Consider the following 22,880-nt stretch of genomic DNA (forward strand, 5'->3'; position numbering starts at 1 on the left):
CCCCGGCATCCTGAATGTACGTGGGATGGAATTTGTCATTCCGGTCCATCGTGTCGCTCCCCTTGACGAGAGGGAGTCGATAAGCACCAAGTTCGAGAACGGAAGTGGCGCCCGATGCGGCGAGCAGTTCCTGAACTTTTGAATAGAGGTCCCAACGCGATTGGTGGTAATATTTGTCAGTCGATGCGAGTTTCTGAAATTCCTCGTAGCTCACAAATTCCATTGCTGTTACCCCAGTGGTTGAGTCAGATGTTGATAGCGCCCCAGAGCACCGAAGTCGCTTGGTTGAAAATCTGTCTTCAGGAAAATCAGCTGACGCCGAAGGATTTCTTCTCGGTTCTTGTATCGGAGTGAACTTCCGAAACCAGTGACATGGTTTTGAGTCGCTGAGGCTTCGTGTCGTCGATATTTTCCAGCGAGATGCTTTGAAATGAAGAATCGAACTCGTCGCGAATGGAGAGCTCTGAGGTAAAACTCCGTGTCGAGCCCACCACGATTCCTGATGGGCGACCCGAAATCTGCGAAGCCGCCGAGTTCCCGGACAGTTGCCAGTTTCATGACAGCAGCACCATTGATAATAAAGTGCATGGCTGAGTTGCTCGGAAGTTTTGCAGTTCGGAGTGATCCTGGCTCAACAGGTCTGTATCTGTTTTTATTGCGGCGTGTGCTCGATCTTCGCTCATAGTTGTTGCCGAACATCTCAATGGAGGCTGAGAAAATATCTGCTCCTGCAAGAAGCAGGCTGTTGACTGCTGTTGCAATTCGGTCTGGGTTGCTGATGTCGTCTCCATCCTGAATGGCAACGAAACCTGTCTCGCAGTATTTTAGAGCATTGTTGAACGACGTGTACTGCCCCAGGTTTTCTCTGTTTCTGTACAAGCGGATATTCGAGTATTGACTCCAACGGTCAAAGAACTCTTCAGTCGATTGCCTGGAAGCGTCGTCGATCAGGTGGATGACGGTCTCGCAATTTTCTTGCTCGAGGACAGATTCAATTGCCTGGTTGACATATTCAAGCTGATCGCGAAACGGAAGCACGACATCGCAGGTGAGCGCCTCTTGTTGCGGGAATCCCACTGCATGGTGATTCATCCTGTTGCCGACGAGTTTGTAACTCGGCGGTTGTCTGGCGGGGGACGTTTGGAATTGGGCGTTGCACGCAACTGTAATTTTTTCAGAAAGAACGAACTTACGTTCTTCATAAACAAAGCGGACTATCAGGTCGAGATCATGGTCTGTTTCAAGTTGTCCAACGCCTCCGCAATCGATCAAAGAGGAACGGCGAAAGACGAGTGTCTCGACCGGGACTGTCCGGCAAAAGTCGATTGCGGGTGCTTCTGCAGGAATTTTACCCTCTTCAGTCAGCATCGCAGAACCAAAGATTTCCCCCTGGTGTTGCACCAATGCTTGAACTGCACTGTGTAGTCGGTCCGGCCGGGCAATCGCGTGCGGCGAATGAATTGCGATGAATTCAGAGTGGCACTCTGGGGCGATCAGGTGGACGGCTTCGATTTCAGAGAGAGGAGTTTCTGAGAAGTGAATCAAAGTCCTCGAGTCATTTGCAAACTCTTCAGCTGCCTGTCTGCCTGTCCCTGAGTGACAGACAATGTGAAGAGTTGGAGTGCAGCCTCGCTGTTGGCGAAGACTTTCAAGTGAGTCGGGAGAGAGAGGTTCGTGCTGTGTCAGATTTACGACAACATCGCATTCAACATCGCACTCAACCGGCAAAGCGTTCTCTGGGAGCTCCAAAGAGATTCGAGTAACTCGTGCTTTGAGGGGAGTGTGAGAACGGAGCCCCGCTTCTGCGTATTGCTTTAACGATTTCACTTGAGTGAGATCGAGATCGGGGATGCCACCCAGTTGTTCGATGTTCCTCGTGACTTCATACAGCAGAGAAGCCAGAACGCTATTGAAGAACTGCGGTGAGGCTGTAGTTTCGCCACCACATGCGAGGCATGCGTCCGGCTTCACTTGTCCCCAGTGAGTTTCCTGGAGGCCAGCGATGTCGAGTACGCGTTGGCAGATCGCAGGTGAATTTTGAGTGTGCTCATCGTCTTGAGCACGTCGGTGACAACAATTCACGAGGCCCGTGTTGCTCATTATTTCATAGTCGGAGACTTGGAGCAGCCGATTTTGACACACTCGCCTTCGAATCGCGGGACGTAGTCTTTTGGCGGTCCTCCACCACAATTATAACCTTCTTTGCAGTGGGAGCTAATGAGGATCGTCCCCTTCCAGATGCAGTACCCATTTTGAAAAGCTCCTCCACTACTGTCGAATGAGCCAGGTAGAGTGTTCCCTGTGCAATTATCCTGCATAGCCTTGCCCTTATTAATGATTGTCACATTGGATGGTGTTGATGGGAATTATGTATTGTTCAACAGGATTCGAAAAGTCTCAAACTGAGAAGTTGTGGAGATCGCTGGTAAGAATTGAGCGAAAAGTCAGCCCTGCAGTCTCCTGTCTCGATACATCATTGAATGATATTTCACTCCTCGAAGGTCGCATTCACGGCATCTTCATGAGCGTTGCCGTATCACGCCTTTGCGATCTGACTCGTACGGAGGAGTGTTTTTACTGAGGAGGTCACTGCTGCCCGGTGTGCCCGTGGAAGCTCGATTTTCTAATAAAATTGCTGTTCGCCACGAGATAGAGTCTGAACACCAATTCGAAAGATGCTCTAAACTTCGGTTGCCCCAGATAGCCAGAGGATCAGTTGTTCCATTTGCATCTGCAATGGAAGTTGACTTCTTCCTTTGAGGTCCGAGTCTGCTTGTGCCAGGCGGTTAAGGATACGTTCTGCGCGAGGTCTGCGAATGCGACGGAGGTAGCGCTCGACGTCGTCTATTTCTTTGTAGAAGACGCCAGCTTCCTTGAGTGCCGCGGGGAGTGGTTTTCCCTGTCGAGACAGTTCTGTTGCAAGTGCGATTTTCTTGAAGACGTAGTTCATTCCTCCGAGGATTTTCTGAGGGGCTTCGCCAGCGTGCATTAGTTTTTGTAAGCAATTCAGTGCCAGATCTGTCTGGCCATCGCGGGCAGCGTTGATCATGGTCCAGGTTGTTTCTGCCTTCCACCCTCCGACCAGCGTGCGGACATCTTCCGCTCCGATTTTTTCACGATCGCCGACGTAGGAAGTGAGCTTCTGAAGCTCCTGGTCCAGCAATCCCATGCCAGTACCAGCGAGTTCCATTATTAATTGTGCAGCGTCCCGCGTTAAATGTTTTTCGTATTCCTCTTTTGCCTGCATGACGAGCCAGGATGAGAGCCGGCCTCCAGTTAACTCAGAGCATTCGATGGCAAGTCCGGTCTTCGCAATCTTTTTGGCGAGTTTTGTGTTGCCCGGCCACTTCTTGACTTCAAGCACAAGCTTCGATTTTCCGACCGGGTTCGCTGCAAAGGATTCCAGTTGCGGGCGGTTTGCGGAGACGAACTCATCGGCATTCTCAACCACCACTAATTTCGAAGGGGTGAACATGGAGACCGTTTGTATTTCATCGCGAACGGTTCTGAAGTCGGTCTCTTTCCCGGTAAAACGAGTGAGACCGATCGATTCTTCAATGGGGGAGCCGAGAAATGTCTGGCAAAGTCCGTCCAGAGTGGACGTTTTTAAGTGAGATTCGTTTCCGTAGAGAACGATCATCGACGCGGTTTTCGCATCGTCTTTCTGCTTTATAAAGTCCGTTGCGTGCATGGTCGGGTCGCAAAAGAATGTTTTTGTTGCATCATCTGAAATGCGACTTGCTGAACCGGCCCCCGACTCTCAATCAACCGAGGAGCACGATCAGCAATGAAAATTCTCTGACGTTCGAGTCTTCAAGGGACTCGTGCGCCAGCTTGGCTGTTAGTGATTGTGGTCATTCAGAAAATTTGCTTCAGCAGCCGAGAATTACAGACCAACATGCACGTGGTGTACGAGCATGTTGATTTGTAAGACTCTTGTCTTGTTACTCGACAACAGTGGCTTGTTTGATGTAATCGAGTTCAGGGAAATCGGCTTTAAGGTATTCGTTCCCTTTGCTTTGGACTTGTCCCTGTCCGGGGCCGCGACCTTGTGGGGCGCCTTCGCCGTATCCGGCATAGAGAGCATCAACAACTTCCATTCCCTCAGTCACTTTCCCGAACGGGGCAAAGCCCTGATTGTCGAGGAAGCTGTTGTCGCCGAAGTTGATGAAGACTTGCGAAGTACGCGTGTTCGGTCCGGCAGTTGCGAAGGTGATCATGCCACGAGTATTAGACTGCGTGGTCGGGTCATCTTTGATCTGTTTGTTACGCCATTTCGCTGAGACCGCAGGGTCGCCAGCGATTCCGAACTGCACCATAAATCCTTCGATGACACGGAAAAAACGAGCTTCGTTGAAAACGCCATCTTCAACAATTTCTTTGAATTGAGCCGCTCCGAGCGGAGCCCATTCCGGGTGGACTTCAACTGTGAAATCCCCTTTGGATGTCTCAAATTTAACTTGATACACGTTGCTTTTCTCCGTTGTCGTCTTGAGTTGATTGTTGATTCGTGTTTTGTTGGCGTCTGCGAAGGTTCATCAATGAGGCTGAAGCCAATCCAATGTGATCTCATTGTCTTGACGTTCTGCCATGTGGCGAACAGTATTTCAGAAATGCAATCGCGTCGAAAGTTATTGCGAGCATCAGTGATGGGAATCGTCTTTACTCACTCGTCTTTGCAGCTGAGTCAGCTGATTCAGCCGTTTCGACCTCTTCGGGGAGGATCGTCGCTTTCTTGATGTAGTCGAGCTTAGGGAAATTCTCGTTCAGGTAAGCATTTCCCTGCTGTTGGATCTGTCCCTGATCGGGAGTTTCACCGTATTCAGAATTGATGGAATCAACGATATCCATTCCCTCGATCACTTTGCCGAAAGGGGAAAAGCCTTGAGAGTCTAGTTGAGCCCCTTGCTTACCGTGGTTGCCGTAAGTGATGAAAACTTGAGAGGTACGTGAATTTGGACCGGATGTCGCAAATGAGACCATGCCTCGAGTGTTGGATTCGATCACCGGGTCATCCGGGATCGTTTTGTTTCGCCACTCTGCTGAAACTTTGGGGTCTCCAGGGATTCCGAATTGAACCATAAATCCAGGGACCACTCGGAAAAATCTTGCTTCATCAAACACACCTTCTTCGATGAGTTTTTTGAACTGAGCCGCACCACGAGGAGCCCACTCCGGATGGACTTCAATTACGAAATCTCCTTGAGATGTTTCAAATTTGGCTCTGTAGACATCTCCAGCAGGGACCGGGGCCTCCGCTGGGGCTGATGAGACATTCTCCGGTGGGACTGTCTCGAAGGCACTGTTGTCGAAATCTTTCTCTGCGACACAGGAAACGAGCAGGAACGCAAAGGCTGGAATCGCCAGAAATCGGGAAAGGAGCTTCTTGTTCATTATTCACTATTATCGATAGGAGAAACAGACAGGACCGCGAGTGAAGTCGCGGTCAAATGAGTCGTTCTTAAAACTGATCCTGAAACCTCAATTTGCTCTCTCAAGCATCGAGAAAAGGAGCTATTCCAGAGGTTTTCGGACTGGTTCTAGAATATCCCGAGCTGATCACGGGCATCCTCAGTCATCCGTTCCGGTGTCCACGGGGGGGACATGACCAGTCGGATTTCGGCTTTCTTGACATCATCAAGCTGTTCGAGAGCCATCTTTGATTGCTGGACAATTTGAGGGCCAGCCGGACAGGCCGGGCTGGTGAGCGTCATATCAACTTTGACAGTTCCCTCTTCCTCAGAACCTTCTCCAGCTTGTTCAACTTCGTAAATGAGGCCCAAATCAACAATGTTGATCATTAATTCAGGGTCAATGACTTGCTTCAAGGCTTCAATCAACTCGGCATCTTCTGCCATTTCGGTATCCTCAGTTCAGACTATTTTGAGAAGAGCCCTATTGTAGATGCCCACACATCGAGAAGAAAGGACCAACCCTCCACTTCAGGCATGCAGTGGGAAAACGGAGGATGGTCAATTCAAAGTCGTGAATCAAGTTCCATGGTCCGGCCTTCACGAGACGATTGCAAGCTTTTTAGCATGATTTCAGTAACGTGGCGTGCGAAATCCGCATTGCTGATTTCTGGTTGCTTCCCTTCTCGGGCACAGGCGACCCATTCCTGATGTGAATTGAGGTTAGGATACCCGCCGGTTTCGATAGGTTCCTCGATCAGCGGAGCGTCTTCGTCCACGAGCGAACTGGGCCGCGAGAGGATTAAATCACTGGTTAAACTGGGGTTGGTCACTTTGGCATCGGTTCCGTGGATGGAAAACCCGTATGTTCTCGCTCCATCGCACCAGCCGGTCTCCGCTGTCCCGAGCACACCACTTTCAAATTCCAGGATGATCGTGGCTGTATCTTCGAGTTCTGTCGGCTTGGCAAGAGTCGCCACGCGACAGGTGACCGCTTTCACAGACCCCAGAATCGCAACAAGGTGAGCAATCGAATAGACCCCCATGTCAAACAACGCTCCGACGTCCGCTTTCTGGGCGTCAAAAAACCAGAGATCATCATCGAGGTCCTCTTGGAGGATTTCCTGAATCGTCGCGTAGTAAACTTCGGGACCACCGTGGCTGAAGCGTGCAGTTGCGGAAGAGACCTTTCCCAACGTCCCTGCCTGAACAGCTTCGCGAGCTGCGAGAACGTGAGGCTTGGAGACATACGGTAACGCAAGAACCGTTCGGTCGCTGGCGTTGACCGCTTCGACAAATTGCTCTGCTTCGATCAGAGATGTGCTGAGTGGTTTTTGGATATGGACATGCTTGCCAGCTTTCAGGGCCATGAGTCCATACTTCACATGCAGCGGATGCGGAACCGCAATGATGACTCCATCGATTTCGGGGTCAGCGATGACCTCTTCGTACGAGTGTGTCCAGCGTGGGACGTTGAACTTCTCGCTGAGGGTTTCCAGCCGACTTTGTTTTCGTCCCGCCAGAACAACGACTTCTGCGTTTTCAACCTCCTGCATTTCCGGCAGGTGAAGCTTCGACGCAATTCCACCAGCTCCAATGACTCCAACCTGAAATGTTGACATCGATTTCCCCCTCTGCTGTAGCAGCCTGTCGAAATCGTCATGGTCGACGACTTTGCGTGAACGGCGATCTCTTCTTTGAACGGATTCTGAAACCTGAAATTGCTCCCTCAAGTGTTGAGGGAAACGGTTATTTCAGAGGTTTTCGGAATGAGTTTGATCTTACTCTGCTTCTGAGACCGTCAACTTAGAGATGGCTTCGGAAGAAAGTGGAGCATGGTAAATCCGCAAGTCGGTCATTCGACCTCGAAAGTAATCGCGTGTTCCAAATCCGATTCTGGCTGGAGCTTTGTTTGAGATGTTCAGGTCAGATGCGAACGAGGAAGATGTGGAACTCAACTGACCATCGACATACAAATTCAGCTTGCCTTGATTCCGAACCGCTGCGAGATGATGCCAACCGGGAGAGAGGGTTTTATCATGAGTTGCGACATGGCCAATCGAAACAGAGTGAACACGACCTGCGGGAAGCGTCCCCGCAAACAATTTTCCTTGAAACACAGCCATCGACCAGACGCGGCGATACTTCACATCCGGCGTCATATCCAGACGAGCAATTTTCTTCCAATCCTGTCCCCCATCAAATCGGTAGACCTCTCCCGTTGGAAGTGACCCGGCATACATCTGTCCGTTGTAAACCAGGAGTGGCATGCTTTCTCGCTCATCTCCAAGGTGCCCTGCGAGGTTCCATTCTGGCTGACCATTTTTTAATCCTCCGAAGCGGTAGACGCGGGCATTGGGCCACTCGCTGACATAAAGATCTCCTTGAAAAACTGCAAATCCGTATGTTTGAGTCGCATCTGGCAGGGTTCCAAGACTCTCCCACGCTTTCCCATCGTATCGGTAGACTGCTCCCTCGTCGTACCCAGTCGCATAAATGTGCCCGTTGTAAACACCCAAAGCTTCGACACGTTTGCCATCTGGAGTTCCACAATCTGTCCACTTCTTTCCGCCGTCGTAGCGATAGAACCCAGCCGGTTTGTACATCGACGAAGCGTACAGTTTCCCGTTGAAGACGGTCATTCCATTGATCGCTTCTGTGTTGGGAAGCTGACCGCAGTCAATCCATTTGTTGGGGGCTTCCCAGCGGTAAACACGCCCACCCAAATTCGGATTGTCCGACTCAGCTAATGAAGACCCAGCCAATCGGTAACGGCTGACACCTGCGTAGAGTTCGCCATTGTAGACTGCGAGTGATGAAACAGAGTTGCAGCGATCAGGTGCGCCGAGATCGTGCCATGTTTTTCCGTCAAATCGAAAGACTCGCCCCGATTCTTCAACGCCCGCTTCGCACGTTCCTGCAAAGAGGTTTCCGTCATGCACCGCCATGGAGTAAATCAGAACTGCATTTCCCAGCCGGCCGTGATCTGTCCACTCTCCGGGCGTGCTTCCGTTGTCGAGTCCGAATTCCACTGTCCGCAATTGTGACTGGCTGGAGGTCACACCATGTGCGCTATGGATTCCTAACTGAACTCCCCGGCGTGACAGTGAGTCGTAATAGTTGAATATGTCACCGGGGACATCACTCGTGGGGGATTCAATAAAGACTCGGACCGCAACTGTGAAGTCCCCTGAGTCAGGGATGACTGCATCTGGAAGTTGGATCGATGACGAGGTTCCATTGAACTCTGCGCTCCGGACCCCATTTGGTGCAGTTCCAAACTTGACCTCCTGATTCATTCCGTGATGACCGTTTCCGGAATGGTCGAGCGTATCTTGGATCAACGGATAGTGAGCAACCACTTCAGGCTCATCTGCAATCACGCAATTCGGAAATAACAATACTGCGAGAGCAAGAAGAAGGTGAGAAGAGCGCACAGAGATCGAAGTCATCAGCGAAGCCTTTCCGAAACAGATTGAGGGTTCGTCAGAACGCGAAGCACAACAGCAAAGTGAAATCTGATCCTAGCGGCTTCTCGTAAGTTCGTCAAAAAGGAGAGGAGATTGAAATTGAATACGGTGAGTCAGGTTCATGGTCTGTCCCATCCGGAAGGAGTGGCACGATCAGACTGGATTGCAGCGTAAGGATGGGCGTGGCGGATTCAGCGTTGACTTCCATTTTTCCATGATCAGAGCATGTTCACAGTTGGTCTGCAGTGAAATCTCTGCATCTTTGGCTGCTATTCACCACCGGTGACTAAGTGTCTTACTGAAAACCTGAATGAAACTTGCTCTCGAAGTGGTTTTCAGGAAGTCGTACAATGCGTGCTGGTATTTAAAACATACCGAACACTACCCATTCCGAACGCTACCAAAGATCAGGACCATGACTCGATATTTACTCTTAGCTGCGCTCATTCTTCAGGTTGGAGTCTTTTCAAAAAGCGTCACAGCTGAGGATGCTTCAACAAGCTTCAAGCTCGAATCAATTGAGCTGGGGACAATTAGCAATCTTCATTCATTTGGGGCGACGCTGCTTTGTGGACAACCTTCCGCGAGTGATCTGGCGAAAGCCAAGGAACGCGGAATTGAACATGTCATTTCACTTCGTGAACTGGACGAAATCGATTGGAATCAGGCGGAAGCAGTTGAGGCGCTTGGGCTGCAGTATTATCACTTTGCTTTTCGATCCCCTGAGTCTCTGACGGATGAAATCTTCGAGAACTCTTTGAAGTTGCTGGCAAACTCTCAAATGTCGCCGGTCATGCTTCATTGTGCTTCGGCGAATCGCGTTGGAGCAATTTGGTTGGCACATCGTGTTTTGAATGATGGCCTTCAACTGGCAGAGGCACGTGACGAGGCGAAAAAAGTCGGCTTGAAGACGCCAGCTTTTGAGGAAAAGGCACTGGCCTATATCGAAAATCAGAAAGCCAGGAAAACAGACGTTCCAGAGGGGATCAATGATCGGTTTCTCGACGCAAACCTCGATGTGAGCGAATGGCTCGGACGCTTCGAAATCGAAAGCCGCGAAGTTTACTTTGCTCGTGAGAAAGTGCTCGACGCATGTGCTATCAAACCGGGTGACTCGGTTGCCGATATTGGAGCCGGGACCGGATTCTATAGCCGGCTCTTTGCATCGGCTGTTGGGGAAACCGGCTGGGTCTACGCGGTGGATATCTCACCTCGATTTCTGGAGCACATCAATCGGAAGTCACAGTCAGACAAGGTCACGAACATCACAAGTGTCCTCTGTACTGATCAGTCAGTCAGGCTCCCGCCGAACTCTGTTGATGTGGCTTTCATTTGTGACACCTATCACCACTTTGAATCTCCGCAAGCAACAATGGCGTCGATCCACCGAGCCCTGAAGCCAGGCGGAACACTCGTCGTGATTGACTTCGAACGCATTCCCGGGAAATCGCGGGAGTTCATTCTCGGACATGTCCGAGCTGGAAAAGAGGTCTTTCAAGCAGAGATTGTCGAGTCTGGTTTTCAGTTCATCGAGGAACTGAAAATTCCGGCCTTCAAAGAAAACTATCTTCTCCGGTTTCAGAAAAAATAGAAGCTGTCCCGGAAGCTTGTGAGAGAGTCAATTTTTTCAACTTTTGAGAGAGTGAATTCAGGTTTCAGGATGAATTCAGAACTTCCAGCAAGTGCCTCATTTGCCCTCTTCGTAAGTCTCTACAAACTCTGCAAAAAACGAAGCAGGGCTTTGAGGTGTTGGTCGCTGAGAGAGTCGTCGAGTTGATGACCGAAGTGAGTGAAAACTTCTGGGAGCGATTTGGCTCGGGAGTCGTGGAAGAAACTGCGTCGGTAGCCGACTGCGTTGAGTGATGGAGGGTTGAATTTCTTCAGCCCATGTTCATCCTCTAAGCCGACATCGTAAGTCGAATCGGACGTGTATGTGAGCGGCGGAACGTGGCACTTTGCGCAGCCCTGTGAGGTGAAAACTTCGAGACCTTGTGCGATAAGCCGCTTATCCTGCTCATCTTGAGCTGGCTGAAAGGGGGGAGGGTGTTCGAGTGTGTGCAAGAAAGCGACGAGATCATTGGCCTGCCGCGCGCTGAGACCTCCGCCGCGCATCGTGGAATCTCCCGACAGAAGCACTTGATCATGCAGGCTCCTCATCGTTCCGTTCCAGGCCCATGGGTTGTCGTCACGACCACCGAGTAAAGAAGGGACGCGTTTCGGCGCGCCAGCGTTCCCATCGCCGAAAGTATCAGCGAGTTGAGTATTTGTGTGGCCGTCGATATGGCAACTTTGACAGCTATACCAACCGAACCGGGAAATGTTCCCATCGAAGAAGAGTTCCTCGCCTCGATCACGTGACGTCAATTGTGGTTGCGGCCCCAATGGGATGGTTTTGGTCACGAGTTGCTTCTTGAGATCGATGACCGAGACCGAGTCGCTGAGATTGTTGAGGCAGTAAATCTGCTTTTGGTCTGGTGAGATCACGAGGTCCACAGGACGTTTTCCGACACGAATGCGGTTGCGAACCACTCCGTAGGAATTCATAGTTGCCACCTCGTTGACACCTGCAAGTGCGACAAACCTCTCGGAAGATTTGGCGATATGAATCGCTCCCGGGTCAGCCGCACCGTCAGAGGGAACGCCGATTTCCTGAATCCCCAGAGATTGAACATCGACCCTGGATCGCGACGTTCTTGTGAATTGAAGCTCTTGAACGACATTCTCAAGGACTCGTCCCGAAGCAATGTTATTCGGTGTCGTCGGGATATCAGGAAACAGGATTTGGTGAGTCAACAGGCAGCGGTCAGCTGAAAGAAATGCAATCCCTCGGATTTGGTGAGCATGGAGTTTTGTCTGTCCGACGATTGTTTGTGATTTCGTGTCGATGACAACGAGCTCTCCTCCGAAGGCATCCGCCACGATCAGCATTGTTCCATCGGGTGAAAAGCAAACCTCACTCGGTTCGAATTTCAGAGGAATCGTGGATTGAACTTTGGGGATTGGTTCGACCGAAATCAATGAAACATGGCGATCCCAAACTGAGCTGACAGCGAGTAAAGATTCATCAGGAGAGAGGCACAAGCTTTGAGCACCTCGTCCGATTTCAATTGACTGTTGAACGGAGAGTTCGCCAGGTTTCAGAGATGCGAATAAAACTCGCCCGGATTTTGTATCGACGATTGCCAGTAGATGAAGTCGGTCGATCCAGATTAGCTTTGTTGGGCTTGCATTGATGTCAGCCTCCTGCACTTTTCCGGTGGTCGGGGCGAGCAGGGAGATCGTCGAGCCGCGCTCGTTAGCGATTGCCAAGATCTGCGCCTCTGGAACCCAGCACATTGAAGCCGGACGTCGGCGAAGCGGTTGCTGAGGTTCTCGGAGAGGATATCGAGACTCAGGTTCAGCGGCGAGCAGAAGAGTTGAGGTGCACAGGGCAGAGAAAAGCAGGAACTGAAATAGTCGAGATGTAGGCATCGCTCAGCGACTTTCACATCAATATCACCATGGCGCGCCAGCACCTTTCAAGAAGTGACGGATGCTTCTTTTAGCTGAGATCTTTAAATGCGTCCCAACTCAGATAGCCAGCAATCGCTGCACAAATGATAAAGAGAATGTCCATTAAGAATGTATGTTCTGACCCGGAGAATGGAACCCCCAGGACAAGATCGGCAATCGCTGCCAAGGCAACTAATACTGAAACGACCATCGAAGCAATCACTGCTTGTTTGGGAAGGTCTTTCATGTTCAATCTCTGCTCTACGGCGTAAAAATCTGAAGTAGGGAAGGCATCGACGAAACATCACCGCAAGTGCCATGTCTCAGTGTAGTCTCTCAGTATAGTCTCGCACGCCTATCAAGGAACAGTTCAATAGAAATTTCTTCTGAACCAAAACGAACGAAAGTTTTCAGGGAAAAACCTTGCAAATCGTACCGGGCTCGTGAAAGGCATCATCAGGAATAACTGTACAATTCCACCAGGTTGCGGTCTGGGTCAAAGATGTAGAGCTGAGTCGGTCCATCTGGCCGCTCTTTTGGGCCTGCGACAATCTCAATTTGCATTTCTTCCAGTTTTTGGGCCGCTTGCATCGCATCGTCGACTTCGAACGCAAAATGACGTGTGCGGCTGATCAAACATTCCTCGGGAACAAAGCTGTGTGCCGGGCCAGAGTCATCATGCTCCAGAATCAAATGGATTTGTGTTGTCCCTGCCTGGAACCAAAGACCGGCAAATCGAAATCCCGGTCGCTCGACTTCCTGCATCCCGAGAAGGTCTACGTAAAATTTTCGCGAAACGTCAAGGTCTTTGACGACCAGAGTGACATGGTCAATTCGTTTGACTTGGATATTGGGAAGAGGCATGGTGTTGGCGACTCTGGTCAATGCAAGCGGGTAGACTATTCGATGTTCTGGATCATTTCTCGCATCTTTTCGATGGCAGCTTTCATGTCCACAACGCGATGTGCGATTTCGATATGATTTGCTTTCGAGCCGATGGTGTTGACCTCCCGGAACATCTCCTGGCCGAGGAATTCCAGTTTTCGCCCCGCTGCTTCGTTGCCATCCAGAAGGGAGCGGTATTGCTGCAAGTGAGACCGTAACCGGGTCACTTCTTCAGTAATATCACAGCGGTCAGCGAACAGGCTTGTTTCTCGAAGCAGATCGTTGTCGTCAACTTTGACGCTCGTTGATTGCAGCAACTCGTTGACGCGGTTTTTCAGCCGGTCTCGGTAATCGACGATCACTTGTGGAGCAATTTTTTCGATCGCGTCCAGATTCTCTTCGATCTTGCTCGAAAGCGAGTTCAGCTCGTCTCCCATGGACTCGCCTTCTTGAATGCGGAAGTCCTGAAATTGCTTCAGAGCTGCAAGAATGACTTCTTCAAAGAGCGGCCAGTCACCCTCGTCGACCGATTTCTCGTAATTATCTTTGAGGATCCCCGGCAGTGAAAGTAAGGGGGATAGATCCTTAGGCGGATCGGTTTTGAGTTCCGCAGCGATGTCTGTGAGTTGCGTCCAATACTGCTGCACTGCGAGTTGATCAATCGTCGCAGCTCGCTGGTCCGCCAACTGCCGAACTCGCAACGAAACGGTCAATGTTCCGCGGGCAACGTTTTTTCGAATCAGGCGTTCGATATTTGATTCGAGTGCCAGGAAAGCATCCTGGCAACGAACTGAAACTTTGAGATGTCGATTGTTGACGCTGCGAATTTCAGCGGTGACAGAGACACGTTCATTCTGACCACTGGCATCACCGTGGCCTGTCATACTTAACAACACGGGAGTCCCTGCTGGTTTGCGGCGTGGCCATCAAGCCAGCCATTTGATGTTAATTTTCAGGAGCAGGTGGTGTTGTACCATCCGCTTCTGGAGTTGTCGCGTTGCTGGCTTCTGCATCAGTTTCAGCTGGTGGGGCGACAGCATCTTCTTCGATGTTTGCGTCATCTTGAGTTTCTGCGTCGGCATCGTCACCCGTAGTTGCATCGCCTGTCGTGTCGCCAGCACTCATTTCTCCGGCTGGTGCCAGGCTTCGTTCGAGGCTGGTCGCTGCACTTCGCATTGCACATCCCCCGATTCCTGCCAAGAGAACCCAGATCGTTGCAGTGACAACGGTAATCCAGGTGAAGACATCGCCTGCTTTGGTTCCGAATGCACTCTGCCCGCCTGCACCACCGAACGCGCCAGCAAGACCGCCTCCACGCCCCCGTTGAAGCAGGATAATGATCATCAACAGAAAGCCGGAAAGTAGCAACAAAATTTGAAGAATAAACGCCAGCGTACCCACGATGTGGTCCTTTCACAAATTCTGAAACGATCCCTGTTTCGGAGTCGATCGTGTCAGCGATCTTTTCAGTCTGTGTCTAAGTTTGGTGGTTTCAGTGGAAGATGAATATCGATTTCCGGGAAATGCTGCAATGGGACTCTGGGCGGAACCTCTCACGAGCCCTCAATTCGAGCTCTAAATGTCATGCGGTTTTGAGGAGTCTGAGGCGCTCTCGGGGGAGTGCGTCGGACTCGAAACCGTGACATCTTGTGAGAGGCGGACCACTGGATCACTCATAATTGAGTGACCCATTGTTCGCTGTTCTCGGCTTCATCTTCGTTTGAAGAGGGCAATTTGCTCTCTCGTTGCCCGTGGAAAACGGGTTTCGTCTGTGATTTTCGTCAGTGATATTGCATCTTTCCACGAGGCATCTCGTGGAGATGGTTTCAAAATACTTTAGGAAGAAACCTTAACGCCTGCCTCGATGATTGGCAAAAAGTTCTCTGATGTGAGGCTTGCTCCTCCAACCAACGCCCCATCAACATTGGGCTGAGAGAGCAGGTCTTCGGCATTATTTGGTTTCACACTTCCTCCGTAGAGGATGCGTGTTGCGTTCGCAACGTCTGCACTATAACGGCTTTCCAGCCATTTGCGAAGATGATCATGGGCAGATTCCGCTTGCTCCGGAGTTGCGGTTTTTCCAGTTCCGATTGCCCAGACCGGTTCGTAAGCGATGACGACATTCGCCATCGCCTCGGCGGAGACATCTTTGAGGCCACCTTCCATTTGGCGATCAAGAACGGTTTTGGTTAATCCGTTCTCTTCTTCTTCCAGAAGTTCGCCAACGCACAAGACAGCCTGAAGCCCTTTCTCCAGTGTTTTCAGCACTTTTTGGTTAATGTCTGCGTCCGTTTCACCAAAGACATGGCGTCGTTCGCTATGTCCCAGAATGACAGACGAAGCTCCCACATCGGTCAGCATTTCGAGGGAAGTTTCCCCGGTAAAAGCCCCTGATGCCTCGAAGTGACAGTTCTGGGCACCGACTTGAACTTTCGTTCCGGCCACTGCTTCGTTGATTGGAATGAGGTAAGGAAACGGAGGGCAAATCAAAACATCAACGGTCGCAGTTGCATTTGAGCTGCCAGCGGCAATCGCTTTTGCGAGTTCCGTTCCTTCTTCTCTCGTGGTATTCATTTTCCAGTTACCAGCGATGAGATACCGACGCATTGATCAATTCCTTAGTGTTATAGAAGTTCCAACAGTGTTGTCGGAATCGTGATATTTGGGTTTGCTCAATTTTCTCAACGCTCACTTGTTGAGCGATCGGGAGTTGATATTTAATTTTTTGGATGAGTTCTGTTCTTCGCCGGATTCGTCATCATTGAGTGAAATTCAGTGAAATGACGACCATCCGTGCAAGTTTCGATAGAAGCCACCGGTATTTATGAACTCGTAACAGAGACCATTCACAGAGTGAGTTGATTCTCCATCCCCTTAAGGCGGGTACGAGTTTCTTCTGTTTTGGGCGGAAGATCTTAGCTCTTCCAGTTGAAAAGGCGAGAATCTTAGCAAAACACCCCATATGCAGCGATTCGAACAGCCCCGGATTCTCTGATTTCTCTGAATCGAAACAAACATTCTTGCCGATTCAGGGCAGGAAATAATGCTCTTTAGCGTTTGAGAGAGCGATTTCACGCTTCAGGACCAGTTCTGAAGAGCTGCGAGAAACGCGGGTTGAGTGCAGTGGTCAGTTGCTCACCAGGCTGTCAGGAGCATGTTTCGAACTGGTGTTCAGAGTTCTGCCTCGTGGCGAACAGCAATTTTCTTAGAGAAACGCGTTCTTCGCGGGTACACGCTAGAGCAAACTGCTCTAAACTTTGATGCGTTCGGTAATTCGTACAGGGAGAAGGTCACGTGGCTCAAAGGGTTCGAAAAGGTCTCGCGACGTGGCTCACGGGTAGCTCTTCGCCGATTTTCGTTCTCGATCATCGTAGGGTTGTTCTGGTTTTCAACCGTGGGTGCGAGTTGCAAACCGGTTGGTCTGCAGGGGATGTGATCGGAAAAAAATGCCAGCTGATTAGCCGTGGGAATCCGGAGTTGATCGAAACTTTGACGGGGACTTTGTCTCCACCAGAGTCTGTCCTTCAAGGTGAGTCCGTCGTTGTCCCTTCTGTGTTACACCGAAAAAGTGGTGAGTCGCAGCATGTGAACATCCATTTTATTCCTCTTGTGAAAGAAGATTCCCCCACGCCATCGCAAATTTTGGGGCTGATTCAGCATCGAGACTATGATGGAATTGAGCTGGTTCCCCCGAGTTTGCTGCAGCGATTTGAATTGGAGGAACACCTTTCCGAATTGCATCGAAAATATTCCTCGCACTCTTTAATTGCGGTTTCAGCCGAAATGCGCAGAGTTGCGGCCCAAGCTCAGGTCGCCAGAAACTGCTCACTTGCGGTTCATCTTGTTGGAGAAGAAGGAGTCGGCAAGGAACATGTGGCCCGCATGATTCATTACGATTCCCCAATGGGCGAACAGCGATTTCTTCCTGTTGAGTGTGGAACCTTGTCCCATTTTGAGCTCTCACGATTCCTGCGCAGACTCTTTGAGCAGAGTGAGACGGAGTTTGAGGGATGTACTGTTTACCTGAAGAATGTTGAGCTTCTCGCTGCAGATTTACAGATCGAGTTGCTGGATCACCTGAAGAGCAGAGACGCCATCCGCTGGATTTCCTCCTCTGCAGAAAAAATTGAGAATCTCGATTCCGAACACTTTCAGAGAGAACTCATTTGCGAGTTGACCCCATTGACTTTATTCATCCCACCGCTGCGTGATCGGCAAGCGGATCTGCCTCTTCTGGTTACGCATCTTCTTCAGGATTCAAATCGTCAACGCGAGATCCAAATCGAAGATGTTTCGGAGGAGGTGTTGCAAGAATTCGAATGCTATCAATGGCCGGGGAATATCGAAGAGCTTTCAAAGGTTCTCTTTCAGGCACAACAGGCTTGTCCCGAGCCGATCATCGAAGTTGAACATCTGCCGGTGAATTTTCAAGCCGGGCGTGATGCACAAAGCGTACGACCACGACAGGTCACGCAAAGTCTGGAAGAAATTCTGGAAGCGACCGAGAGGGAAATTATCACCCAGGTTCTCGATTCGGTCCAAGGCAATAAAAGCATGGCTGCCGAAATGCTCCAGGTTCCACGAGCAAAACTTTATCGCCGCCTTGCAGCACTCGGAATTGAGTCGCCAAACGAATCGTGATCCGGTTCAAGCGGTACGCTCAGGCTATTTGTGCACTCAAATTGTGAAGGAATAACGGTGAAGAACTGATTGAACTTAATAAACGGCAGGGCAGTCATTTGAGGATGATTATCGTAGTTCCCAAAATTTGATAATGAACACTCAAACGGTGAGATAAGCGGCAGTTACAGAAGTTTTCGGGCTGGTTCCAAACTGGATGCTGCTTTAAATCGACGTTACGATTCGCTCGTTGCGTTCTGTCGCGTCGACCAGTTCAGCGGGGTCGATTGCGTTCATCTCTTTCGATGAGACATCGTCCATCGTAAAGCCAACGCTCGTCAGCGAGTTCATGTGCTTGTCCAGCCGGTCTTCGATTCGATTTTGTTCTAACATTATCGCAGCATGGGACCGCCGAGTTGAGGTCAGGTCTAATGCATAAAATGCGATCACACCGGAGGTCCCACCTGCCAGTAAAAAGGGGGAAAGTTCTTCACTCACAAATTCGTGAGTAAACATGTTCGTTGCCATCCCAATCAAAAAACTGCTGAGGATGAGTATTGTCGAATTGCTGATGACGGGGGGGGCTTGATCGGATCTTGACATCGAATCAGGTCCTTGTGAATAAGTGTGCTTTAACGGGTCGAGGACTGGACAAGATTGTCCAGTTTGAACCTACGTCACTGATCTCGGAAAGTCAAAAAAACTCTCCCGAATTGCAACATGACCAATGTGATCGGTACACTCGAAGTAATAGAACCAGTCCGAAAACCTTTGGAACCACCGCTTTTCTTAATGCTTGAGAGAGCAATTCCAGGTTTCAGGATTAGTTCTGGAACGTTTGCATACTAAACTTACTGAATTCCGAATAGGAGTAATTGAATGTCTTTGAATCGTCGGTACTTTTTGAAATCCGCTGCTGCGGTTGGGGCTGCGGCAGTCTCGACCCAATATCTACAAGCTCAGGATGCGCCGAAGAGCACCAGTCCAAACGAAAAAATTGGTGTAGCTGTCGTCGGAGCTGGTGGACGTGGAAACAGTCATCTCAGTGCCTTCTCCGGAAGTAGTGACAGTGAAGTCCTCTACATTTGCGATGTGGACGAAGCTCAAGGAGGTAAAAAAGTCAAAGGGGTTGCTGACAAGCAGGGTCGCACTCCGAAACTTCTGAAAGACTTCCGCAAAGCTCTGGAAGATCCCAGCGTCGATGTCATCAGTACAGCTACGCCGAATCACTGGCATGCACTCGTTGCAATTTGGGCGATGCAAGCTGGAAAGCACGTTTATGTTGAAAAACCAGTTTCGCACAACGTCTGGGAAGGTCGACAAATTGTCAAATGGGCAAGACAGCTTGACATGATCTGTCAGTGTGGAACACAGTCCCGTTCAAGCCCTTCATTGCAGGCAGCTGTCGACTACGTTCAAGCTGGTGAACTGGGCGAAATCAAGTATGCAATTGGAACATGTTACAAGCCTCGTAAGAGCATCGGGAAGCTTTCAGAGCCGTTGAAAATTCCCGAAGGTGTCGACTACGACATGTGGTGCGGACCGGCAGCTAAAGTCGATCTGTATCGTCCCCGCCTGCATTATGACTGGCACTGGGATTTCAACACCGGAAACGGTGACATGGGCAACCAGGGCATCCATCAAATGGATATCGCCCGCTGGTTCCTGGGTGAGCAAAAGCTCTCTTCTCGCGTGATGAGCATCGGTGGACGTGTCGGATACGAGGATGCCGGAGACACTCCAAATACTCAGATCGTCTATCACGATTTCGACAAAGCTCCACTCATTTTCGAAACTCGAGGGTTGCCGAGCAAAAACCTCGATTGGAAAAACCCGATGGACGAATATCGTGGTTCGCGAATCGGTGTGATTGTCCAATGTGAAAATGGTTATGTCGTGATTCCAACATACTCGAAGGCGACTGCTTTCGATAACGATGGAAACGAAGTGAAGTCCTGGTCTGGTGGTGGAAACCACTTCGGCAACTTCCTGGATGCCGTCAAATCTGGCAAGAAAGAAGACCTCAACGCAGAGATCCTCGAAGGTCACCTGTCGAGTGCGTTGTGCCACACTGGGGCGATCAGTCACATGCTCGGCAGCACAATGACCAAAGAGCAAGTTGACGATCATGTCGACAAAACGTCTAACGCACTCTGGAGGGATTCCTGGGATCGGATGGCGAAACACCTCGACGCCAACGGTGTCGATGTCAGCGATCCAAAACTCTCCGTCGGCCCATTCCTCGAAATGGACCCGAACACGGAAACCTTCCCCGGAAACGAACCTGCCAATAAGTTGCTCACACGCAACTACCGCGAAGGTTACGTCGTCCCGGATGCGGATGCGTAAGCACTGGATGCAGATGCACCGGATGCATAAGCATTTGTGAAACCCGCAATTAAAAAGCGACCAAGAGTGTTCTCACTCTTGGTCGCTTTTCTTTTTACTGCCGGGACTTGTCGCCCCTTAAGGCATTTTTGTTTCTCTGGTTGGTAGATTCGCGAACCCTAAATTTCGTGCAGTTCAGGACTCCGACCGGGCGTACGTATTCTCAGCAAGTGGAGCAGAATTGCATTGTGGAGTAAGAAGCTTTGTTCACTTAAATTTTTACGCGGTGAAGGATTTAATTTGTTGGAGTCAGTAACACTTTACGGACATCCATGACCGCTTTGTTTGCGAGTTTTTTGGGGCGAATTTCGAATTGGTATTGGCCTGGCTGAGGAAGTCTCAATTTGCCGAATCTTCGTTCTTTGAAGTTCTGGAAGTGTCCGGTCTCTTCAACCTTGAAAGTGACGCTGTCGACAATCTTTTTGTCCTGCGCAACGCGGACTTCTACTTCGCTTCCCCCTTGCCCTGTGCCGCAGCCCTGAAAAATATCAAGATGAAATTCGCCTGAGTTTTCGACTTTGATTTGCCAGAATGCCCAGTCGTCCACTTTGGTCCAATATCCGATGGTGTTCTTGTGTGGCTGTGGCTCGAAGCGAAGTTTCTCTCCACGAGTCTGTGCAAAATGTGCAGGAAGCAGAATGGTTCCGTCGGTTGAAGAAGGTGTGAGCACTGGCGCTGTGTCTCCGACTTTCGGAGCGTCCAAAAACTCAGCGACGACGACTTTTTGTACTGGAGGCTTGGTCAGCTTGACGACCCATTCAGTTGTGTCTGGGATGAGTTTGAGTGGTTTGTCTGGAGCTCCTTTCCAGTAGACCTCTTTCAAGCGGGCGTTCAGCCGAGGGAAGCGCAGCTCTGATTTTTCCGGCAGCATGTCGAATTTGAATTCGACAGTTTTTCCATGAATGGTGGCACTTTCAGCATTCCCTTTGAGTTGCGGCTTCGCTGCGTTCGATTCGGATGTCATTGCAATTGCGAGTACGAGCAACAGCGGGCTCAAGCATCTGGCAAGGCTCATCGATTTTCTCCAGTGAAAGTGTCTGAGTGGTTGTCGTGAGAAAAGTTGTCACGAAGTCGTAAAGCCACAGCGTACAAAGTTGTTGTGAGCAGAGCTCAGGGAAGACATCTTGTGAAGCTTCCCTTGAGCTTATGAGCCCCATCAGCTTTCTCTACTGGCCTCACGGTTTTCCGCAGCTGGGATTCCAACGACTGGCAACTCGGGGTTTTGATGTCCCGGTTGGTCGCTGAGATCAAGTTCATTGATTGGAGTCCCGTCTTCGCGGCGTCTAAGTAAGAAATAGCCGATTGTTGTGCTGGACCAAAAGTAGCTGAATGAAAAGGCGACGGGAACCAAAATGGCGATGCTCATCCAGAACTTCATTAGCGAAGCGGCAAGGTCGTTTTTCAAAACTTCAGTGCTGGCTTCTCTCATTTGATCAAGAGTTGGGAGACCGAAAAATGAAACGTCACGCCCCAAGCCTGTTCCGACCGATGACAGGCTCACCGCAACCGAAATCCGAGTCAGCCAATCCACGAAATACAATAAAGCAGTGCCGTAGAGAATTGCGATGGCGATCAGGAAGGCAGCGTACCACGGTCGATTGAGCAAGTAGCTGAGCGAGCGACTGAGTGCATCGAAAGCATCATTTTTCTCGACTTCGCTGGAGACAAACATGAGTGGCCAACCGAGAATGAGGCCAATTAAGATCAGGGCCATCAGTAATCCGACCAGCAGCAGCAAGCCCCACGCGATTCCGATGAGCAATTCACCCAGCACGGGAACTCGCCCGACAAAACCTGCGAGCCAGCACAGAATCCACAATCCTCCAAAAGCAATGAGTGCTAATGCTGGTGAGAAAAAAGAGGTCGGAAATTGTTTGACCGCGTAGGTCGTATCGCGAATCATCGAGCGGCCATGGCCTGTTAATTCCAGGGCAGCCATTCGGCTGATCGTGCCTCCAAAGACTGCACAGACTGCAAGCCCCCACACAAGCTGAATCCAGGAGTACCACCACCAGCGAGCGCTCCGAAAGTTGACGAGCCCTAGAAGCGATCTCGAAATTCGTTTGATTGGCCAGGAGGTCGCACTCGATTGAGCGACGAACCCCGAGACGGAGGTCGGCTCTGTTCTACTCGGGAACTGTTCCATTTCTCGAAGTGGATTCGTAAATGCGCGGCCCCCCCAGGCATCAGTATTGGCCTGGAAATCTCTCGACGCAAAGTCGTTCCCAGCGAACTCGTCTGCGTTAAAAAAAACGCGTGTCAGAAGCAAGCTCCCCTGCATCCAGAGAAAGACGGCGAGGAGTGCGACCAGCATCTTCTGATAATCAATCGCAATTCGAAAGCCACGGAACATCCGCAGCCACGGCAACCAGCGTTGTAGCTGTGCTGTGTTCGTCAGAAAAAATTCCTGGTCCCTCCTCGATGGAGAATTCAAACTCGACATCCCTGATCCTGTACATTCGTCGTGGGCACACGGTAGAGCAAACTGCTCTGGTGAACGTGCAGAAGTATAGCGAGACCACTCGACCGATGGAAAACGATTGACCGGGTCGTCAAGCGTTTCATCAGACATTAGCCCAGATATTGGGACGAATGTTGGCAGGTCCTGGTGAGG

Annotated in this window: 20 protein-coding genes (1 of these 20 cut by a window edge); 3 read left to right on the forward strand and 17 right to left on the reverse strand. The window is 50.4% G+C overall.

Annotated features, from left to right (window positions below):
* From Mal48_RS22610 to Mal48_RS22645, 8 genes are all read right to left on the reverse strand, one after another.
* Positions 1-223, reverse strand: the beginning of a protein-coding gene (locus tag Mal48_RS22610; protein ID WP_145205324.1) for a class I SAM-dependent methyltransferase. 1,571 nt of this gene lie to the left of the window's left edge; 223 of the gene's 1,794 nt are visible here — the first part of the coding sequence; the start codon lies at positions 221-223; the stop codon falls past the left edge of the window.
* A gap of 5 nt (positions 224-228) precedes the next feature.
* Complete coding sequence (locus Mal48_RS22615) at positions 229-2,100, reverse strand: glycosyltransferase family 2 protein (protein ID WP_145205327.1); 1,872 nt, start codon at positions 2,098-2,100, stop codon at positions 229-231.
* A 580-nt stretch (positions 2,101-2,680) separates the two neighbouring features.
* Positions 2,681-3,691, reverse strand: a complete 1,011-nt coding sequence (gene holA / locus Mal48_RS22620) for a DNA polymerase III subunit delta (RefSeq protein ID WP_145205330.1) — start codon at positions 3,689-3,691, stop codon at positions 2,681-2,683.
* A gap of 253 nt (positions 3,692-3,944) precedes the next feature.
* Complete coding sequence (locus Mal48_RS22625; RefSeq protein ID WP_231739799.1) at positions 3,945-4,469, reverse strand: peptidylprolyl isomerase; 525 nt, start codon at positions 4,467-4,469, stop codon at positions 3,945-3,947.
* A 193-nt stretch (positions 4,470-4,662) separates the two neighbouring features.
* On the reverse strand, positions 4,663-5,394 hold the full coding sequence (locus Mal48_RS22630; RefSeq protein WP_145205335.1) for a peptidylprolyl isomerase: 732 nt from the start codon (positions 5,392-5,394) through the stop codon (positions 4,663-4,665).
* 146 nt (positions 5,395-5,540) lie between these two features.
* The gene (locus Mal48_RS22635) at positions 5,541-5,858 is read right to left on the reverse strand and encodes a metal-sulfur cluster assembly factor (protein WP_145205338.1); all 318 of its coding nucleotides are present in this window, start codon (positions 5,856-5,858) and stop codon (positions 5,541-5,543) included.
* 119 nt (positions 5,859-5,977) lie between these two features.
* Complete coding sequence (locus Mal48_RS22640; protein WP_145205341.1) at positions 5,978-7,033, reverse strand: Gfo/Idh/MocA family protein; 1,056 nt, start codon at positions 7,031-7,033, stop codon at positions 5,978-5,980.
* 159 nt (positions 7,034-7,192) lie between these two features.
* Entirely contained in the window at positions 7,193-8,863 is a 1,671-nt protein-coding gene (locus Mal48_RS22645) for a LamG domain-containing protein (protein ID WP_145205344.1), read from the reverse strand.
* A gap of 433 nt (positions 8,864-9,296) precedes the next feature.
* Here Mal48_RS22645 and Mal48_RS22650 point away from each other — a divergent pair, with 433 nt between their 5' ends.
* Positions 9,297-10,472, forward strand: a complete 1,176-nt coding sequence (locus Mal48_RS22650) for a methyltransferase domain-containing protein (protein ID WP_197441920.1) — start codon at positions 9,297-9,299, stop codon at positions 10,470-10,472.
* 119 nt (positions 10,473-10,591) lie between these two features.
* On the opposite strand, the gene Mal48_RS22655 is transcribed toward Mal48_RS22650, so the two are convergent.
* The 6 genes from Mal48_RS22655 to tpiA form a co-directional block, all read right to left on the reverse strand.
* Positions 10,592-12,352 carry a cytochrome c peroxidase gene (locus Mal48_RS22655; protein WP_145205350.1) on the reverse strand — a complete coding sequence of 587 codons (1,761 nt, stop codon included), beginning with the start codon at positions 12,350-12,352 and terminating at the stop codon, positions 10,592-10,594.
* Between the two features lie 70 nt (positions 12,353-12,422).
* Positions 12,423-12,620, reverse strand: coding sequence for a hypothetical protein (locus Mal48_RS22660; protein ID WP_145205352.1), 198 nt, complete (start codon positions 12,618-12,620; stop codon positions 12,423-12,425).
* Between the two features lie 209 nt (positions 12,621-12,829).
* The gene (locus Mal48_RS22665) at positions 12,830-13,237 is read right to left on the reverse strand and encodes a VOC family protein (RefSeq protein WP_145205355.1); all 408 of its coding nucleotides are present in this window, start codon (positions 13,235-13,237) and stop codon (positions 12,830-12,832) included.
* 35 nt (positions 13,238-13,272) lie between these two features.
* Complete coding sequence (locus Mal48_RS22670; protein WP_145205358.1) at positions 13,273-14,154, reverse strand: YicC/YloC family endoribonuclease; 882 nt, start codon at positions 14,152-14,154, stop codon at positions 13,273-13,275.
* A 49-nt stretch (positions 14,155-14,203) separates the two neighbouring features.
* Entirely contained in the window at positions 14,204-14,659 is a 456-nt protein-coding gene (gene secG, locus Mal48_RS22675) for a preprotein translocase subunit SecG (RefSeq protein ID WP_197441921.1), read from the reverse strand.
* A 435-nt stretch (positions 14,660-15,094) separates the two neighbouring features.
* Positions 15,095-15,865 (reverse strand): triose-phosphate isomerase, encoded by a 771-nt coding sequence (gene tpiA / locus Mal48_RS22680; protein ID WP_145205361.1) that lies wholly within the window; start codon positions 15,863-15,865, stop codon positions 15,095-15,097.
* 687 nt (positions 15,866-16,552) lie between these two features.
* Between tpiA and Mal48_RS22685 the strand changes: the two genes are divergently transcribed.
* On the forward strand, positions 16,553-17,899 hold the full coding sequence (locus tag Mal48_RS22685; RefSeq protein WP_145205364.1) for a sigma 54-interacting transcriptional regulator: 1,347 nt from the start codon (positions 16,553-16,555) through the stop codon (positions 17,897-17,899).
* Between the two features lie 204 nt (positions 17,900-18,103).
* Here Mal48_RS22685 and Mal48_RS22690 read toward each other — a convergent pair whose 3' ends face one another.
* Positions 18,104-18,481 carry a hypothetical protein gene (locus tag Mal48_RS22690; protein ID WP_145205367.1) on the reverse strand — a complete coding sequence of 126 codons (378 nt, stop codon included), beginning with the start codon at positions 18,479-18,481 and terminating at the stop codon, positions 18,104-18,106.
* Positions 18,482-18,757: 276 nt separating this feature from the next.
* Between Mal48_RS22690 and Mal48_RS22695 the strand changes: the two genes are divergently transcribed.
* Entirely contained in the window at positions 18,758-20,227 is a 1,470-nt protein-coding gene (locus Mal48_RS22695; protein ID WP_145205369.1) for a Gfo/Idh/MocA family protein, read from the forward strand.
* A gap of 274 nt (positions 20,228-20,501) precedes the next feature.
* Here Mal48_RS22695 and Mal48_RS22700 read toward each other — a convergent pair whose 3' ends face one another.
* Together Mal48_RS22700 and Mal48_RS22705 are read right to left on the reverse strand one after the other, a co-directional pair.
* Positions 20,502-21,281: a hypothetical protein gene (locus Mal48_RS22700; RefSeq protein ID WP_145205372.1), complete on the reverse strand. Its 780-nt coding sequence runs from the start codon at positions 21,279-21,281 to the stop codon at positions 20,502-20,504.
* Between the two features lie 141 nt (positions 21,282-21,422).
* A complete protein-coding gene (locus Mal48_RS22705) occupies positions 21,423-22,838 on the reverse strand; it encodes a hypothetical protein (RefSeq protein ID WP_145205375.1) in 1,416 nt (471 codons plus the stop codon).
* Positions 22,839-22,880: the final 42 nt, after the last annotated feature.

The organism is Thalassoglobus polymorphus (assembly GCF_007744255.1).
Lineage (GTDB): Bacteria > Planctomycetota > Planctomycetia > Planctomycetales > Planctomycetaceae > Thalassoglobus > Thalassoglobus polymorphus.

What these genes read in the sequence shown, in the direction of transcription:
- Mal48_RS22695 (WP_145205369.1), top strand. Translation starts at nt 18,758, where the DNA reads ATGTCTTTGAATCGTCGGTACTTTTTGAAATCCGCTGCTGCGGTTGGG.
- Mal48_RS22660 (WP_145205352.1), bottom strand. Translation starts at nt 12,620, where the DNA reads ATGAAAGACCTTCCCAAACAAGCAGTGATTGCTTCGATGGTCGTTTCA.
- Mal48_RS22705 (WP_145205375.1), bottom strand. Translation starts at nt 22,838, where the DNA reads ATGTCTGATGAAACGCTTGACGACCCGGTCAATCGTTTTCCATCGGTC.
- Mal48_RS22615 (WP_145205327.1), bottom strand. Translation starts at nt 2,100, where the DNA reads ATGAGCAACACGGGCCTCGTGAATTGTTGTCACCGACGTGCTCAAGAC.
- tpiA (WP_145205361.1), bottom strand. Translation starts at nt 15,865, where the DNA reads ATGCGTCGGTATCTCATCGCTGGTAACTGGAAAATGAATACCACGAGA.
- Mal48_RS22635 (WP_145205338.1), bottom strand. Translation starts at nt 5,858, where the DNA reads ATGGCAGAAGATGCCGAGTTGATTGAAGCCTTGAAGCAAGTCATTGAC.
- Mal48_RS22640 (WP_145205341.1), bottom strand. Translation starts at nt 7,033, where the DNA reads ATGTCAACATTTCAGGTTGGAGTCATTGGAGCTGGTGGAATTGCGTCG.
- Mal48_RS22690 (WP_145205367.1), bottom strand. Translation starts at nt 18,481, where the DNA reads ATGTCAAGATCCGATCAAGCCCCCCCCGTCATCAGCAATTCGACAATA.
- Mal48_RS22630 (WP_145205335.1), bottom strand. Translation starts at nt 5,394, where the DNA reads ATGAACAAGAAGCTCCTTTCCCGATTTCTGGCGATTCCAGCCTTTGCG.
- Mal48_RS22650 (WP_197441920.1), top strand. Translation starts at nt 9,297, where the DNA reads ATGACTCGATATTTACTCTTAGCTGCGCTCATTCTTCAGGTTGGAGTC.
- Mal48_RS22655 (WP_145205350.1), bottom strand. Translation starts at nt 12,352, where the DNA reads ATGCCTACATCTCGACTATTTCAGTTCCTGCTTTTCTCTGCCCTGTGC.
- Mal48_RS22665 (WP_145205355.1), bottom strand. Translation starts at nt 13,237, where the DNA reads ATGCCTCTTCCCAATATCCAAGTCAAACGAATTGACCATGTCACTCTG.
- Mal48_RS22700 (WP_145205372.1), bottom strand. Translation starts at nt 21,281, where the DNA reads ATGAGCCTTGCCAGATGCTTGAGCCCGCTGTTGCTCGTACTCGCAATT.
- holA (WP_145205330.1), bottom strand. Translation starts at nt 3,691, where the DNA reads ATGCACGCAACGGACTTTATAAAGCAGAAAGACGATGCGAAAACCGCG.
- Mal48_RS22645 (WP_145205344.1), bottom strand. Translation starts at nt 8,863, where the DNA reads ATGACTTCGATCTCTGTGCGCTCTTCTCACCTTCTTCTTGCTCTCGCA.